Genomic DNA, 15,603 nt, shown 5'->3' with positions numbered 1-15,603 from the left:
TGGGATAATTTCCATTTTTTGGAGTCAACAGTTGGTCAATGCAGAGCAGCTTATAGAGGCTTTTAATGATTGTTTTTTCTCAAGTTATAGCACTTGCTTGCTTGGTGATGCTGAAGAACCTCTTTATCTACCCAAATCTCCTGATGGCTTAGCCACTATTTATTTTCGTTTCGATTACCCATCGAGTGCGCTGCATGAAGTGAGCCACTGGTGTATTGCTGGTGAGCAAAGAAGGTTGCTAGAAGATTATGGTTACTGGTATGAATCTGATACACGCAATCTTCAAACGCAAAAGCAATTTGAGCAAGTTGAAGTAAAGCCACAAGCAGTGGAGTGTATTTTTCATTGGGTTGCAGGGCTGCCGTTTCGAGTTAGTGTCGATAATTTATCAATGCCTGATTATGATGCTGCTCACTTTGAACAAGCCGTTATGTCTCAAGTTGAGGTGTATATTTCAACTGGATTTCCTAAAAGGGCGGAGATCTTTTCTAAGTATTTATTAGCCAAGCGCCTTCCTGGCATAGAATTCAATGAGTTTTTAAAGCAGAAGTATGAAGATTATTGCAGATGAAAATATGCCAAATGCGGAAGCTTTGTTCTCGCATCTCGGCGTCGTAGAGTTGGTTAATGGTCGAACTTTAACTAATGCGCAAGTAAGAGATGCCGATGTGCTTTTAGTACGTTCGGTGACAAAGGTTAATCAGGCTCTTCTTGAAGGAAGTTCGGTCCGTTTTGTCGGTAGTGCGACGATTGGTGTCGACCATATTGATTTGGAGTATTTAACTAAAACAAATATTGCCTTCAGTAGTGCCCCTGGTTGTAATGCTGAAGCAGTCGCTGATTATGTTTTTAGTGCTTTAAGTCATCTTCATATGACGAAGGGGCTAAATTGGCTTGATAAAAAAATTGGCGTCATAGGTTATGGTAATGTAGGGAAAACTGTTTATGCCCGTTTTGCCAGTTTAGGGTGTCAGGTTTGTGTTTATGACCCTTTTAGAGAAAGGGAAGACCGTTCGGCTAATTTTGTAACACTGAATGATATTCTTTCATGTGAAGTAATCTCTTTACACGCTCCCTTAACGAGTGAAGGCGTTTATCCAACTCAAGGAATGATTGGGGCTAAAGAGTTAGCGCAATTGTCTGCTGGTACGACGATTATTTCGGCTGGTCGAGGAGGAGTCATTGATGAAAAAGCGCTATTTGAACGTTCTCGGCAACTAAATGGAGATCTTCATCTAATATTGGATGTGTGGGATGGTGAGCCGGCCATTAATCAAAAACTGGTTTCTATTGCTGATATTGCGACGCCTCATATTGCAGGGTACAGCAAACAAGGTCGTGAAAAAGGTACATGGATGGTGTATCAGTCTTTGTGCGATTATTTGTCATTAGGGGACTCTAGTATGAGTCATAAAAGTGGCATTAGTGATGGCTGGATTAAATCAATAAAAATTAATAGTAATGGACAACAAGAAGAAGTTTTGGCTCGAAGCATCCAGTCTATTTATGATGTTGCGAGAGATGATGTGCGTTTACGCTTCAAGTATCGAGAGAATAAAGAAAGTAACGTTTTTGACTGGCTGCGTAAAAACTATGTAGAAAGAGACGAATATAATACTTGTTTAGTTGATGTTAAAAATGAGGCCGCGAGTGCGCTTTTAGTCGCGGTTGGTTTTTTGGTAAATAAAGACTAGGGTAAATGCATGGCTGGAGTAATGCAGATAGATCTCGGGGATCTTGATGTTCCAATAGGTACAAAGGTTCAGTTGGAGTTCATATCTCCTCCTGGGCGTTACATGGTTAAAGTGCTTGGTAATATTCCAGGAAGCTCACTAATTTTATCGACTCCTAAGATAAATGGTAAAAATATCCTTGTAAGAGACAGTCAGCTTGTCAATATTCGTTTGATGTTAAGTACTCATGTCTGTGCTTTTTCAAGCAAGGTGGCAAAAAGCTATTTGGAGCCAGCTGCACATCTTCATATAGCGTATCCAAGTTATGTCGAAACTTCTGAAGTAAGACAAACCGTTCGTGTTGAAACGCGTTTGATATCGAATATAGAGCCAGGCTCAGGCCAAGCACCTATTGCGGATTCAGCCTCTGGCATAGTTGTTGATTTAAGTATGGGGGGGGCAAAGGTTATTTCTAAGGAGGATTTTGGTTCGATAAATCAAACAATGCGTTTAGTCTGTAATGTAACCATTGGTCCTTATAACCATATACTTAAATTAGACAGTGAAATCAGGACGCAAGAAATACAGATGCTTGAGCAAGTTCAAGCTAGTTTGGTTGATAATGATTTTTTGAGTAAAATGGGGGTAGAGTATTTCTACGTCTTTGGGGTGCGCTTCTTAGATATAGCGAAAGAAGTTGGAATTCCTCTTATGGCCTTTATTTTAGAGGCTCAAAGAAATAAAACGAAATAATGTCAGAAACAGCCCCTAAATATTTAGGGGCTGTTTTTTTATAATGAGGAATGAATGGCCTTGGTTTACTAAGAAAGATGTTTCAATAAAGCTTCAACGCTTTCTTTAGCATCACCAAATAGCATGCGAGTATTCTCTTTGAAGAATAATGGGTTTTCGACCCCCGCATAACCTTTGCTCATACCACGCTTCAGTACAATAGTTTGTTTGCCATGCCATGGCTCTAATACCGGCATTCCTGCAATAGGGCTGTCTGGTTCTTCATTGGCAGCTGGGTTAACAATATCGTTAGCACCAATGACAATTGATACATCAATGCTTTTGAAATCGTCATTTATTTCATCCATTTCATAGACAATGTCATATGGAACTTTTGCCTCTGCTAGGAGTACATTCATATGTCCAGGCATACGGCCAGCAACTGGGTGGATACCGAAACGAACATTGACCCCTTTGTCTCGAAGTTTTTTTGTAATTTCATAGACTGTGTGCTGAGCTTGAGCAACGGCCATGCCATAACCTGGTAAGATCATGACTTCTTTTGCATCCGCTAAAGCTTGAGCTGCTTCTTCTACCTGAATCTCAATAATGCTTCCTTGAATTTCGGCAGATGAATCTAATGTCACTTTAGTTGTCTTGTTACCGCCGATTCCTCCTAAAATAACATTAAGGAATTTACGGTTCATGGCACGACACATAATATAGCTTAGAATTGCACCGCTACTACCTACCAAGGCACCAATGACAATCAGTAGATCGTTGCCTAGCATAAAGCCCATAGCCGCTGCGGCCCAACCTGAATAGCTGTTAAGCATAGAAACTACGACAGGCATATCTGCACCGCCAATCGCTACAACTAAGTGAGCACCAAAAAGTAAAGCAAGAACAGTGATAATAACTAAATAATGCAGGCCTTTTTCAGCACCTATTTGAGCAAATTGCACAATTAAATACACTTCAACCATACATATGAGTAAGTTGATTAAGTGACGTGCAGGTAGTCTAAGAGGTTTGCCAGATACTTTGCCACTTAGTTTCAAATAGGCCACTAATGAACCGGTAAAGGTTACCGCGCCAATGAATATTCCTAACGCCGTTTCGACATCATGAATACGTTGTGCGACAAGAGAATTATACGCGCCATGTCCAAAAGCATTAGCGAAGCCCACCAATACCGCTGCTAAGCCGACAAGGCTATGTAATACGGCAACAAGCTCTGGCATCTGTGTCATGTCAACGCGTTTTGCAAGAACCCAGCCAATAAGGCTACCAGGTAGTATACCCAGTAATAAAAGTTGATAGTTATCGGTAACTGCACCTGTAATGGTGACGGCGATGGCAAGAGCCATTCCGAGCATTCCGTAGATGTTGCCGCGTCTAGCGCTTTCTTGATGGCTTAATCCACCTAAGGCCATGATAAACAAAGCACTAGCTCCTATATAGGAGGCTGTCATAACTCCAAGATCCATTGTATCTCTCCTATTTACGGAACATTTTTAGCATGCGATGAGTGACAGCGAAGCCGCCCACAATATTGATACTGGTAATAAATATCGCCAGAGCGGCGAGAATGGAAACGGTTGGACTTTGGCTAGATACCTGCGTTATTGCTCCTATGACAATAATGCTACTAATAGCATTTGTAACACTCATTAATGGTGTATGAAGAGAGTGGCTAACACCCCAAACTACCATGTATCCAACAAAACAAGATAAGACAAAAACGGTTAAATGGCCCATGAATTCGGCTGGAGCAACCGAGCCTAATCCGAGCAATATCATGCCTGTAATAAAAACAGGAATTAGAAAGCCAAATGTACTGGATTTTTTCTCTTTCACAGTGGCGTGTGTTTTTTCTGTCGGTAGCGGTTCGCTAACATCGGTTTTGGGTGCAGCAGAAAGGCGTGGTGCTGGTGGTGGCCAGGTAATGCTTCCGTCTTTGACAACAGTGGCGCCACGAATCACTTCGTCTTTCATGTTTAGGAAAATTTCACCATTTTTCTCTGGGCATAACTCAGTTAATAAGTGCAAAATATTAGTGGCAAATAATTGGCTGGATTGGGCGGCCATACGGCTTGGTAAGTTGGTGTAACCAATTATAGAAACGCCATGAACATTAACCACCTTGTTTGCTTCAGTTAAACGACTGTTTCCACCTGTTTCGGCGGCAAGATCGACAATCACACTACCTGCTTTCATGGAACGCACCATTTCTTCCGTGATAAGTTCTGGAGCTGTCTTGCCCGGAATTAATGCCGTCGTAATAATGATATCGACTTCTTTTGCTTGTTCTGCAAACAGTGTCATTTCAGCGGCGATGAACTCAGCACTCATGGTTTTGGCATAACCACCTTCGCCATTACCATCTTCATCAGAAAAGTCCAATAGCAAAAATTCAGCATTCATGCTCTCTACTTGTTCTTTTACTTCGGGTCGCGTATCGAACGCACGAACAATGGCTCCCATACTTTTAGCTGCACCGATAGCGGCTAAGCCTGCGACACCCGCTCCAATAACCAGTACTTTCGCTGGTGGCACTTTTCCCGCCGCCGTGATTTGACCTGTAAAAAAACGTCCAAAATGCTGAGCTGCTTCGACTACTGCCCGATAGCCAGCAATGTTCGCCATTGAGCTAAGCACATCCATTTTTTGAGCTCGTGAAATGCGCGGAACAGCATCAAGTGCGATCACATTGGTACCACGTTCAGACAATTGTTGAAGTTTGGTTGCATTTTGAGCTGGGTGTATGAGGCTAATTAGGGTTTGGTTATTTCCCAACAGTTCAATGCCATAAAAACCAAGTTCTGGGTGTTCTACTGGGGGACGAACTTTCACTAAAATATCAGCTTCATGCCATAGTTGCTTGGTGTCCAGAGTAACTTCTACACCAGCCTCTTTGTAGGCTTCATCTGAATATGATGCAGCAGCACCAGCACCGCTCTCTATCATGATATCAAACCCTAGTTGCTTCACTCTTGAAGCAACAGAGGGGGTTATAGCGACTCTTAATTCGCCTTCTTCTATCTCTTTTGGTATTCCGATCTTCATATTAATGCCGTTATTGTTATTAGATTTTTATTTGTGCATTTTTTGAGGGAAAGCAAAAAATGCTACCTTTGTTTTTTGTGGTGCTGCTTTTTGGAAGCGCTGGTAATTAAAAACCAGCTGTGTGTTGTTATATTGCATGCAAGCGTCAACAGCTGTTGCTTTAACGACGTTTTGATCTGTGGTTAGGGTGACTTAATTGGGCTTATAAATAGAGTGATCGTTGTCTTATTTGATTTGTGGTGAAAGTAGGGTGTCTGACATTACAAAATGTCGTAATAAGATAAGTTAGAGGTTGTCAGATATGCGATCCTGCGCCATCCAACGTCAAAAATCGCTTAAGAGAATATGCCTAAATTTCGATGTTTTTACGATTGTAAATGAGCGACAGTCTTAATCTAGAAATCATAATTTATTGGTTTTTAACTTAAGTGCTAATGTATGATTCGTATCAATAGATACTAAAAATAAAAGTAACACTCCCGCCTAGATATGAGTTACTCAATAGATATGGCGGTGGTAGGAGGAATTACAATAATGACTACGCCGAGATTCGTGACTTGGGAGCCTTCCATCGCTCAAACAATCATTGATGAGTTTAAGTCAAAACCAGGGGCATTGTTGCCACTTTTGCATGCTATCCAAGATCGTTTTTCATATGTCCCTGAAGAGGCGGTGGGGATGATTGCAGGCGCATTGAAATTGAGTCGTGCAGAAGTGCATGGCGTTATCAGTTTTTATCATCATTTTCGTACCAAACAACCCGGACGTCACGTAGTTGAAATTTGCCGAGCAGAGGCTTGTCAGTCTGTAGGGGCACGTGCATTGGAAACTTATGCGAAAAGTGTGCTGGGTGTTCAATATCATCAAACAACAGCGGATAATAATATTACTTTAGAGCCTGTTTACTGTCTTGGAAATTGCAGTTGCGGGCCATCTATTCGTGTTGGAAATGATGTTTATGCCCAAGTCGATTCACAGCGCTTTGACGAATTGGTGGATAGTCTTAAAACTGAGCGAGTGGAGATTATTTAATGACTTATCGTATTTATGTGCCTTCTGATACGACCGCTAAAGCATTAGGGGCGGATCGTGTCGCTCGTTTAGTTGAAATATATGCAAAAGAAAAGGGCGTTGATGTTGAAATCCATCGTAATGGTACTCGTGCTTTGTATTGGATTGAGCCTCTCCTGGAGGTCGCAACTGAAAGAGGCCGCTATGGATTTGGTCCAGTAAAAGAGGGGGATGTTGAATCCTTGTTCGCTGCTGAGTTCTGGAAGGGGGATGTCAGCCATCCTTTAGCTTTAGGTTTAGTTGAAGAAATTCCTTACTTAAAACGACAAGAGCGCTTTACCTTTTCTCGTCTCGGTATTACTGACCCATTGTCCTTAGAAGATTATAAAGCACATAACGGTTTTAACGGCTTAAAAAATGCGATTAAGCTATCATCTCAGAGTATTGTTGATGCCGTAAAAGAATCAGGTTTGCGTGGGCGTGGTGGCGCCGCTTTCCCCACCGGAATAAAGTGGCAAACAGTACTGGATGCGGAATCACCAAAGAATCAAAAATATATCGTATGTAATGCGGATGAAGGTGATTCAGGTACATTTGCAGACCGCTTGGTCATGGAATGCGACCCATTTATGTTAATTGAAGGCATGATTATAGCGGGTCTTGCTGTTGGCGCCTCGCAAGGTTATATCTACTGCCGATCTGAATACCCTCTTTCAATTGAAAACCTGAATAAAGCCATTAATACCGCTTACGAGAATAACTTATTGGGAGCGGATATTTTAGCTAGTGGCAAGCATTTCGACCTAGAAGTTCGCATGGGAGCAGGTGCATATATATGTGGAGAGGAAACGTCTTTATTAGAAAGTCTTGAAGGCAAACGCGGTCTTGTTCGTGCTAAGCCGCCATTACCTGCGATTGTCGGTTTATTTGGTCAGCCAACAGTTGTGAATAATGTTCTCTCTCTAGCCGCTATCCCATTTATTATGGATAAAGGCGCTAAAGCGTATGCTGATGTGGGCGTTGGTCGTTCGCGGGGGACGTTACCTTTCCAAGTAGCTGGTAACGTGAAATTTGGTGGTTTGGTGGAATTGGCGTTTGGTCCAACACTTAATGAGTTAATGTTCGATTTTGGCGGTGGAACGCGAAGTGGTCGTCCCTTACGCGCTGTGCAAGTCGGTGGTCCTTTGGGGGCATATTTACACGAAAGTCAGTGGGATACGCCGCTGGGCTATGAAGAGTTTAGTCAAAAAGAAGCGGTTCTCGGTCACGGTGGTGTTGTCATGTTCGATGATACTGTAGATATGAGTGAGCAAGCTCGATTCTCAATGGAGTTTTGTGTTGCAGAATCATGTGGCAAATGTACACCATGTCGTATTGGCTCCACTCGTGGTGTTGAAGTTATCGACCGAATTCGTTCCGGTGAAAACGTGGATCGCAATCTGACGTTATTAGCCGACCTTTGTGAAACTATGGTTGATGGCTCATTGTGTGCGATGGGGGGTATGACTCCATTTCCAGTACAAAGTGCGATGAAATTCTTTAAAGAAGACTTTGTGAAGAATGCTGCTTCAACGAACAATGTAGAGGAGGTCTAATATGTTGCAATATTTTGATCCTAATAAAGACTATGGGACGCCTGCCTCGCTTAGTGAGCAGTTAGTTACTTTAGAAATTGATGGTGTTGAAGTCACTGTGCCAGAGGGCACTTCTGTAATGCGTGCTGCTGCTCTGTTCGACATTAATATTCCAAAGTTATGCGCAACGGATAATCTTGAAGCATTTGGCTCTTGTCGATTGTGTGCTGTTCAAATTGAGGGGCGTCGGGGAATGCCTGCGTCTTGTACAACACCTGCTGAACAGGGAATGAAAGTTTCCACTCAAAATGACAAGCTAGCCAAACTGCGTCGTAACATTATGGAGCTTTATATTTCCGATCACCCGCTGGATTGCTTAACCTGTCCAGCTAATGGGGATTGTGAATTACAGGATATGGCTGGTGCTGTTGGACTTAGAGAGGTTCGCTATGGTTTTGATGGCGAAAACCACTTAGATGCGCCTAAAGATACTTCAAACCCCTATTTTACCTTTGATGCGAGTAAGTGCATCGTATGTTCTCGCTGTGTTCGCGCCTGTGAAGAGGTTCAAGGTACATTTGCTTTGACTATTGATGGTAGAGGTTTTGATTCAAAAGTGTCGGCAGGTCAAAACGAGAACTTCCTTGATTCTGAATGTGTTTCCTGTGGTGCGTGTGTACAAGCTTGCCCTACAGCGACGTTATCAGAAAATTCGATTATTGAATTAGGTCAACCTGAGCATAGTGTTGTCACCACATGTGCTTATTGTGGCGTTGGCTGTTCATTTCGTGCGGAAATGAAAGGCGACCAATTGGTTCGTATGGTTCCAGATAAAGGTGGCGATGCAAACCATGGCCATTCTTGTGTGAAAGGGCGTTTTGCTTTTGGTTATGCGACACACAAAGATCGCATTAAAACACCTATGATTCGAGATTCAATCGATCAGCCATGGAAAGAAGTGAGTTGGGAGGAGGCCATGAATTTCGCTGCAGGGCGTTTAAAAGAGATTCAATCTGAGCACGGTCGTGAAAGTATTGGCGGAATCACATCTTCTCGTTGCACTAACGAAGAAACCTATTTAGTACAAAAACTTATCCGCGCTGCATTCGGAAATAACAATACCGATACTTGCGCTCGCGTTTGTCACAGTCCAACAGGTTATGGCTTGAAGCAAACTCTAGGGGAATCTGCTGGTACGCAAACATTTGACTCTGTTCTGAAATCTGATTGTGTTCTGGTAATTGGTGCTAATCCAACGGATGCTCACCCAGTATTTGGTTCTTTAATGCGTCGACGTCTTCGTGAAGGTGCGAGTTTGATTGTTGCTGACCCTAGAAGAATAGATTTGCTCAAAACACCACATTTGGGTGATGCTGTGCATTTGCCATTACGCCCGGGAACAAATGTGGCTATGGTCAATGCTTTAGCCCATGTTGTTATTACGGATGGTTTGGAAGATAAAGATTTTATTGCTAAGCGTTGTGAATCGGATGCTTATAGCAAGTGGCGTGCTTTTATCTCTGATCCTCGTCATGCACCGGAAGCGGTAGAAGAGGTAACTGGAGTCAAAGCAGAGCAAGTGCGTGAATCTGCTCGTATGTTTGCTAAGGCGCCTAATGCTGCTATTTATTATGGCTTAGGGGTGACTGAACATAGTCAAGGCTCAACAATGGTTATGGGCATTGCTAATTTAGCATTGGCTACAGGCAACATAGGCCGTGACGGTGTTGGTGTTAACCCATTACGTGGGCAGAATAACGTGCAAGGCTCTTGTGATATGGGATCATTTCCACATGAGTTACCTGGTTATCAGCATGTTTCTGATCCCATTGCACGCGGTCGTTTTGAGGCTGTATGGGGGGTTAAGTTAGATGATGAGCCAGGGTTGCGAATTCCAAATATGTTTGACGCGGCTATAGCCGGACAATTCCGGGCCTTATACGTTCAAGGGGAAGACATTGCTCAGTCTGATCCTAACACTCAACATGTTGAGGCGGCATTAAAGGCTTTGGACTGCCTAATTGTTCAAGATATTTTCCTCAACGAAACGGCAAAATTTGCTCATGTACTTTTACCTGGTTCAACTTTCTTGGAAAAAAATGGCACTTTTACAAACGCAGAGCGCCGTATTAACCGTGTTCGTAAAGTCATGCCCCCTATTGCGGGTAAAGAAGACTGGCAAGTGACGGTAGAGCTTGCTAATGCTTTAGGATACCCAATGAATTACAGTCATCCATCTGAGATCATGGATGAAATTGCAATGCTGACACCAAGTTTTTCAGGAGTTAGCTATGACAAGTTGGATGAGCATGGAAGTTTGCAGTGGCCTTGTAACGCTGAATTTCCTGTTGGATCACCTATTATGCATGTTGATAGTTTTCCGACTGTTGAGGGTAAGGGGCATTTTGCTATTACAGAGTTTGTTCCAACGACGGAGAGAGCTAATCGTCGATTCCCATTATTATTGACAACAGGTCGAATTCTTAGTCAGTACAATGTGGGGGCTCAAACGCGTCGTACCGATAATCAAGCATGGCATGATGAAGACTTTTTAGAGCTTCACCCACATGACGCTGAAGAGCGTGGGGTGAATGATGGTGATTGGCTTGGAATCAGTAGTCGCGCGGGGCACACTGTTCTTCGAGCTCGTATCAGTGATCGAATGCAGCCGGGTGTGGTTTATACAACGTTCCATCATCCAGGAAGTGGGGCTAACGTGATCACAACGAATAATTCCGACTGGGCAACAAATTGTCCGGAATATAAGGTGACAGCGGTACAGGTAGAAAAAGTTTCTCAACCATCTGAGTGGCAGAAGAATTTTGAGGCGAATCACCATCGCCAACAAAGATTCCTCTCAGAAGCAACGTTAGTGGCCACTAAATAACGGGTAGAGAATGGGGTTATCTTGATTGGCATATGGAGTGTGATGGTGAGATTTAAATCTTCATCACTCTAATTTGCTGGATTGGATATGGTTAGATGTGAATTGTTGCTGTGAGAATAAAATATGCATCAAAGTGAGCAAGAGCGTGTGATAGAAATGATTAACCAGATTGCTGTTAATAACATAAGCGCTGGAGACAATACTGAGGTTGCAGAAGTTATTGCGGGACATGTAACAAAGTTTTGGCCAAGACGTATGAAAGCGATGTTGAATGATTACATCACTGAGGGGGGAGAGCAACTTCACCCAGCCGCTTTGTTGGCGGGAAAAAAGCTTTTCAGTACTGATAATTAAGCTTTAAAAAATCACTGATAAAAAAACGCCAGCTTATGCTGGCGTTTTTTTGGGGGGTATTTGGTGAGCAAATTTTAAAGCGCTTGAAGGGCCTTGATTCGATCGCCAATAGGTGGGTGACTAGAAAAAAGTTCGCCCAGTGTTGGTTTCTTGCCGCGACGAATACCGAAAGCAAGCATAGAGTCTGGCATATGACTTTCTTCGTGTTCTTGTTGTAGTCGAGCTAATGCGGCGATCATCGCTCCTTTTCCTGCGAGTTTAGCTCCAGCTTCATCAGCACGAAACTCCCGGAATCGAGAGAACCACATAACAATCATAGAAGCTAAAATACCAAAAACGATCTCAAACACGAACGTTGCAATATAGTAACCCCAGCCAACTGAGCCTTCGTTGTCATCCCTTCTCAAGAATTGATCAACAGCGTAAGCTGCTATGCGGGCGAAAAACATAACAAAAGTGTTTACCACGCCTTGAATAAGGGAGAGAGTGATCATGTCTCCATTAGCAACGTGCCCAATTTCATGGCCAAGAACGGCTTTAATCTCATCAGGAGAGAATCGATCAAGCATACCGCTTGATACCGCAACAAGGGCATCATTTTTATTCCAGCCTGTGGCAAAAGCGTTGGCCTCATGAGCTGGAAAAATTGCCACTTCAGGCATTTTTATACCTGCGTTGTGCGAAAGCTCCTTAACGGTATCTAATAACCATACTTCTTTATGGTTACGTGGTTGCTCTATAACCACTGCACCTGAACCACGCTTTGCCATAAATTTGGATAGAAATAGTGAAATTAAACTGCCGGTAAAACCAAATACCCCACAGAAAATCAGTAAAGACGTGAAGTTCAAACCGTTACTGGTCATATAGCCATTAACGCCTAAAAGACTTAAAACAATCCCTGCAACCACCATGACAGCAAGGTTTGTCAGCAAAAACAGAATAATACGCATTGATATGCTCCTTAAGAAACTGTTAAGGAGCATAGTAGGGCTTTCCTAGATTATTTCAAGAGAGGGGTTAACGCTTTCTCATTCGAGCTAAAAATGCATCAAAGCGCTCCATAGCGGGAGTTAGCTCTTCAACATGTGGGAGAAAAACAAAGCGCACATGGTCTGGTGTTGGCCAGTTAAACCCCGTGCCTTGCACAATAAGTACTTTCTCTTCACGTAGGAACTGTAAAACTAAGTCAATGTCATTTTTAATGTTATAGATATTTGGGTCGAGACGAGGAAATAAGTACAAAGCGCCTTCTGGTTTATGACAATGAACGCCAGGGATAGAATCTAATGCTTCCCATGCGACCTTACGTTGTTCATATAAGCGCCCACCAGGGATAATTAACTCATCAATACTCTGATATCCACCAAGGGCTGTTTGAACCGCGTGCTGGGCTGGTACATTAGCGCATAAGCGCATTGAGCTAAGTATCTCTAACCCTTCTATATAGTCACTAATGCCACTTCTATCACCAGTTATGGTCATCCAACCAGATCGAAAGCCAGCTGTTCGGTAGACTTTAGATAAACCACCAAAAGTAACACAAGGGGCTCGCCCCTCTGTTAAGGTTGCGGTAGGAATGTGCTTGGCTTCGTCATAAAGAATTTTGTCGTAAATTTCGTCTGAAAAAATCAGTAATTTGTGTTCTTCAGCAAGATTAATAATGGCTTCGAGAATATCTTTGCTATAAACAGCCCCTGTTGGGTTATTGGGGTTGATGATGACAATCGCTTTGGTTTTATTGGAAATTTTTGAGCGGATATCATTAATATCTGGTTGCCAGCCTGCGCCTTCATCACAAAGGTAATGTTTTACATAACCACCAGATAATGTCGCTGCAGCGGTCCAAAGAGGGTAATCTGGTGCTGGGATAAGGATTTCATCGCCATCATTTAATAAACCTTGCATGGCCATTACGATGAGCTCACTGACACCATTCCCCATCCAAACGTGATTAACATCTGCGGATTTTATCCCCATAGCTTGGTATTTTTGCATGACAGCTTTACGGGCTGAAAAAAGTCCTTTTGATTCGCAGTATCCCTGAGAGGTTGGTAGATTGCGAATAACGTCAACAAGAATTTCATCAGGAGCTTCAAAACCGAATGGTGCAGGGTTACCAATATTTAATTTCAGAATTCGTTGACCTTCTTCTTCCATTCGAACCGCTTCTTTAAGAACAGGTCCACGTATTTCATAACATATATTGGCGAGCTTATTAGATTTGCGAATTTGCACCACGGTATCCTTTTTAGACTGGGATAAAAAAGTTAACTTTACACCTTACATCAAGGCAATCAAGTTGAAGAATTAAGATGTTAATAAAAAAGTGGTTTGAAGTGATGTGTTGATAGGTAGGAGTAGGGCAGCAATGGTCTTGCTGTTCAGGCAAGACCATTTTGTTGTAATTATTTTATTTAAGTAAAGCAATAATGTTGGGGTCACTGAGCAAACGATTTACTGTTTGGCTAGCTAAACCATTCATGTCATCTTGAACGGCTTCTTGATAAGGCATTGTGCCGTATTCTCTTACTTTCTGTGAACCATAGTTAGCTTTATAGGTCTGGCCTTTCGCCGCTAAGGTTACTTTTAATTCAAAATCTAGTGTAGCAACCGTTTTTAATGTCTCAACTTTTGTAGTGTAACTCATCTTGGTAATGTCGATTTGAAGTTTGGCAGGGGGCATTAGACCTTGATCAGGAGTAAAGCCTAATTGGCGTAAGCCACTTAGTACACTGTCTTTAACACTTTGTGTTACATCATTGGTGGTGAAAATATCCGCGTGTTCATTAATGCCTGTTTTAATTGAACCAACAGAGTTGGTTAGTTTTGTGCTTGTGCTGACCTCGATGACCCTTTCGTTTGTAAGGCTAGCGTTTTTGATATTTGTTTCTGGGGTGATGCTTATATAGTGGGTTGTAGAGCAGCCAGCTAATAAAAGCGTGGTAAGTGATAAGGTCAAAAAAAAGTGTTTATTTAGCATAAAAGCTCCGATCAGATTGATTTTCAAAGCGACTTTTTCTCTAAGTAGCTTAAATTAATGAAAAAAACTATTGATTTTATGATTGGTAACAGTAATATACGCACCCGCTCACACAGCAAGATTATTACGTTGTCCCGTTCGTCTAGAGGCCTAGGACACCGCCCTTTCACGGCGGTAACAGGGGTTCGAACCCCCTACGGGACGCCATCCTTTCATAAGGTTGGTTGTAGAGTCTACTTTTTTTGATGTTGTATGAGAAGTTTTTGCGGGAATAGCTCAGTGGTAGAGCACAACCTTGCCAAGGTTGGGGTCGCGAGTTCGAGCCTCGTTTCCCGCTCCATTTCCTTTTAGAAAAAGGAAAGTAGTTATAGCACTATAAAAGCTAAGGTGTGTCCCGTTCGTCTAGAGGCCTAGGACACCGCCCTTTCACGGCGGTAACAGGGGTTCGAACCCCCTACGGGACGCCACAAATTATTAAATCATGATTGGCTTAAGCTTAAGCTTGATCATGATGAGATCACTCACTGCTTTGTGCGAGTAAAGAGTAGGGTGGTCGAATGCGGGAATAGCTCAGTGGTAGAGCACAACCTTGCCAAGGTTGGGGTCGCGAGTTCGAGCCTCGTTTCCCGCTCCATTTCCTTTTAGAAAAGGAAAATAGTTGTAGCACTATAAAAGCTAAGATGTGTCCCGTTCGTCTAGAGGCCTAGGACACCGCCCTTTCACGGCGGTAACAGGGGTTCGAACCCCCTACGGGACGCCACAAATTATTAAATCATGATTGGCTTAAGCTTGATCATGATGAGATCACTCACTGCTTTATGCGAGTAAAGAGTAGGGTGGTCGAATGCGGGAATAGCTCAGTGGTAGAGCACAACCTTGCCAAGGTTGGGGTCGCGAGTTCGAGCCTCGTTTCCCGCTCCATTTCCTTTTAGCAAAGGAAAATAGTTGTAGTACTATAAAAGCTAAGATGTGTCCCGTTCGTCTAGAGGCCTAGGACACCGCCCTTTCACGGCGGTAACAGGGGTTCGAACCCCCTACGGGACGCCACAAATTATTAAATTATGATTGGCTTAAGCTTGATCATGATGAGATCACTCACTGCTTTATGCGAGTAAAGAGTAGGGTGGTCGAATGCGGGAATAGCTCAGTGGTAGAGCACAACCTTGCCAAGGTTGGGGTCGCGAGTTCGAGCCTCGTTTCCCGCTCCATTTCCTTTTAGAAAAGGAAAATAGTTGTAGCACTATAAAAGCTAAGATGTGTCCCGTTCGTCTAGAGGCCTAGGACACCGCCCTTTCACGGCGGTAACAGGGGTTCGAACCC

Annotated in this window: 12 protein-coding genes and 8 tRNA genes; 15 read left to right on the top strand and 5 right to left on the bottom strand. The window is 42.9% G+C overall.

Translation table 11 applies throughout. The features are described from left to right. The first annotated feature begins 31 nt into the window (after positions 1–31). Genes C0J08_RS11365 through C0J08_RS11355 form a run of 3 tightly spaced genes read left to right on the top strand, consistent with a single transcriptional unit; the run spans position 32 to position 2,426 of the window. The gene (locus tag C0J08_RS11365; protein ID WP_212652090.1) at positions 32–571 is read left to right on the top strand and encodes an elongation factor P hydroxylase; all 540 of its coding nucleotides are present in this window, start codon (positions 32–34) and stop codon (positions 569–571) included. Next, complete coding sequence (locus C0J08_RS11360) at positions 552–1,694, top strand: 4-phosphoerythronate dehydrogenase (RefSeq protein ID WP_212652089.1); 1,143 nt, start codon at positions 552–554, stop codon at positions 1,692–1,694. The genes C0J08_RS11365 and C0J08_RS11360 overlap by 20 nt, the downstream gene beginning before the upstream one ends. Positions 1,695–1,703: 9 nt before the next feature. Continuing rightward, a complete protein-coding gene (locus tag C0J08_RS11355; RefSeq protein ID WP_212652088.1) occupies positions 1,704–2,426 on the top strand; it encodes a flagellar brake protein in 723 nt (240 codons plus the stop codon). A 68-nt stretch (positions 2,427–2,494) separates the two neighbouring features. On the opposite strand, the gene C0J08_RS11350 is transcribed toward C0J08_RS11355, so the two are convergent. Both C0J08_RS11350 and C0J08_RS11345 read right to left on the bottom strand, forming a co-directional pair. Further along, positions 2,495–3,895 (bottom strand): NAD(P)(+) transhydrogenase (Re/Si-specific) subunit beta, encoded by a 1,401-nt coding sequence (locus tag C0J08_RS11350; RefSeq protein WP_212652087.1) that lies wholly within the window; start codon positions 3,893–3,895, stop codon positions 2,495–2,497. Positions 3,896–3,905: 10 nt separating this feature from the next. Further along, positions 3,906–5,474 (bottom strand): Re/Si-specific NAD(P)(+) transhydrogenase subunit alpha, encoded by a 1,569-nt coding sequence (locus C0J08_RS11345; protein WP_212652086.1) that lies wholly within the window; start codon positions 5,472–5,474, stop codon positions 3,906–3,908. A 534-nt stretch (positions 5,475–6,008) separates the two neighbouring features. On the opposite strand from C0J08_RS11345, the gene C0J08_RS11340 reads away from it, so the two are divergent. The 4 genes from C0J08_RS11340 to C0J08_RS11325 all read left to right on the top strand — a co-directional run bounded on the left by C0J08_RS11340 (position 6,009) and on the right by C0J08_RS11325 (position 11,300). After that, positions 6,009–6,506 carry a formate dehydrogenase subunit gamma gene (locus tag C0J08_RS11340; protein ID WP_212652085.1) on the top strand — a complete coding sequence of 166 codons (498 nt, stop codon included), beginning with the start codon at positions 6,009–6,011 and terminating at the stop codon, positions 6,504–6,506. Next, positions 6,506–8,080, top strand: a complete 1,575-nt coding sequence (locus tag C0J08_RS11335) for a formate dehydrogenase beta subunit (protein WP_212652084.1) — start codon at positions 6,506–6,508, stop codon at positions 8,078–8,080. The genes C0J08_RS11340 and C0J08_RS11335 overlap by 1 nt, the downstream gene beginning before the upstream one ends. 1 nt (position 8,081) lies before the next feature. Further along, a complete protein-coding gene (gene fdhF, locus C0J08_RS11330; protein WP_212652083.1) occupies positions 8,082–10,946 on the top strand; it encodes a formate dehydrogenase subunit alpha in 2,865 nt (954 codons plus the stop codon). A 123-nt stretch (positions 10,947–11,069) separates the two neighbouring features. Next, the gene (locus C0J08_RS11325) at positions 11,070–11,300 is read left to right on the top strand and encodes a formate dehydrogenase subunit delta (RefSeq protein WP_212652082.1); all 231 of its coding nucleotides are present in this window, start codon (positions 11,070–11,072) and stop codon (positions 11,298–11,300) included. 74 nt (positions 11,301–11,374) lie between these two features. On the opposite strand, the gene htpX is transcribed toward C0J08_RS11325, so the two are convergent. The 3 genes from htpX to C0J08_RS11310 form a co-directional block, all read right to left on the bottom strand. Continuing rightward, the gene (gene htpX / locus C0J08_RS11320; RefSeq protein WP_212652081.1) at positions 11,375–12,253 is read right to left on the bottom strand and encodes a protease HtpX; all 879 of its coding nucleotides are present in this window, start codon (positions 12,251–12,253) and stop codon (positions 11,375–11,377) included. A gap of 67 nt (positions 12,254–12,320) precedes the next feature. Then, positions 12,321–13,538, bottom strand: a complete 1,218-nt coding sequence (locus tag C0J08_RS11315; protein ID WP_283247037.1) for a pyridoxal phosphate-dependent aminotransferase — start codon at positions 13,536–13,538, stop codon at positions 12,321–12,323. Positions 13,539–13,713: 175 nt separating this feature from the next. Further along, positions 13,714–14,283 carry a YajG family lipoprotein gene (locus C0J08_RS11310; protein WP_212652079.1) on the bottom strand — a complete coding sequence of 190 codons (570 nt, stop codon included), beginning with the start codon at positions 14,281–14,283 and terminating at the stop codon, positions 13,714–13,716. A 131-nt stretch (positions 14,284–14,414) separates the two neighbouring features. On the opposite strand from C0J08_RS11310, the gene C0J08_RS11305 reads away from it, so the two are divergent. From C0J08_RS11305 to C0J08_RS11270, 8 genes are all read left to right on the top strand, one after another. After that, a tRNA-Glu gene (locus C0J08_RS11305) sits at positions 14,415–14,490 on the top strand. A gap of 58 nt (positions 14,491–14,548) precedes the next feature. After that, a tRNA-Gly gene (locus C0J08_RS11300) sits at positions 14,549–14,623 on the top strand. 51 nt (positions 14,624–14,674) lie between these two features. After that, positions 14,675–14,750: transfer RNA gene (locus tag C0J08_RS11295), tRNA-Glu, on the top strand. A 92-nt stretch (positions 14,751–14,842) separates the two neighbouring features. Further along, positions 14,843–14,917, top strand: a tRNA-Gly gene (locus C0J08_RS11290). A gap of 50 nt (positions 14,918–14,967) precedes the next feature. After that, a tRNA-Glu gene (locus C0J08_RS11285) sits at positions 14,968–15,043 on the top strand. Positions 15,044–15,129: 86 nt separating this feature from the next. Then, positions 15,130–15,204: transfer RNA gene (locus C0J08_RS11280), tRNA-Gly, on the top strand. A gap of 50 nt (positions 15,205–15,254) precedes the next feature. Next, a tRNA-Glu gene (locus C0J08_RS11275) sits at positions 15,255–15,330 on the top strand. A gap of 86 nt (positions 15,331–15,416) precedes the next feature. Beyond that, positions 15,417–15,491 (top strand) — tRNA-Gly (locus tag C0J08_RS11270). Positions 15,492–15,603 lie beyond the last annotated feature (112 nt).

The sequence above is a fragment of the Marinomonas sp. CT5 genome (assembly GCF_018336975.1).
GTDB lineage: Bacteria > Pseudomonadota > Gammaproteobacteria > Pseudomonadales > Marinomonadaceae > Marinomonas.
Note: the sequence above shows the minus strand (reverse complement) of the source record. Positions and strands in the feature narration are given on the sequence as shown.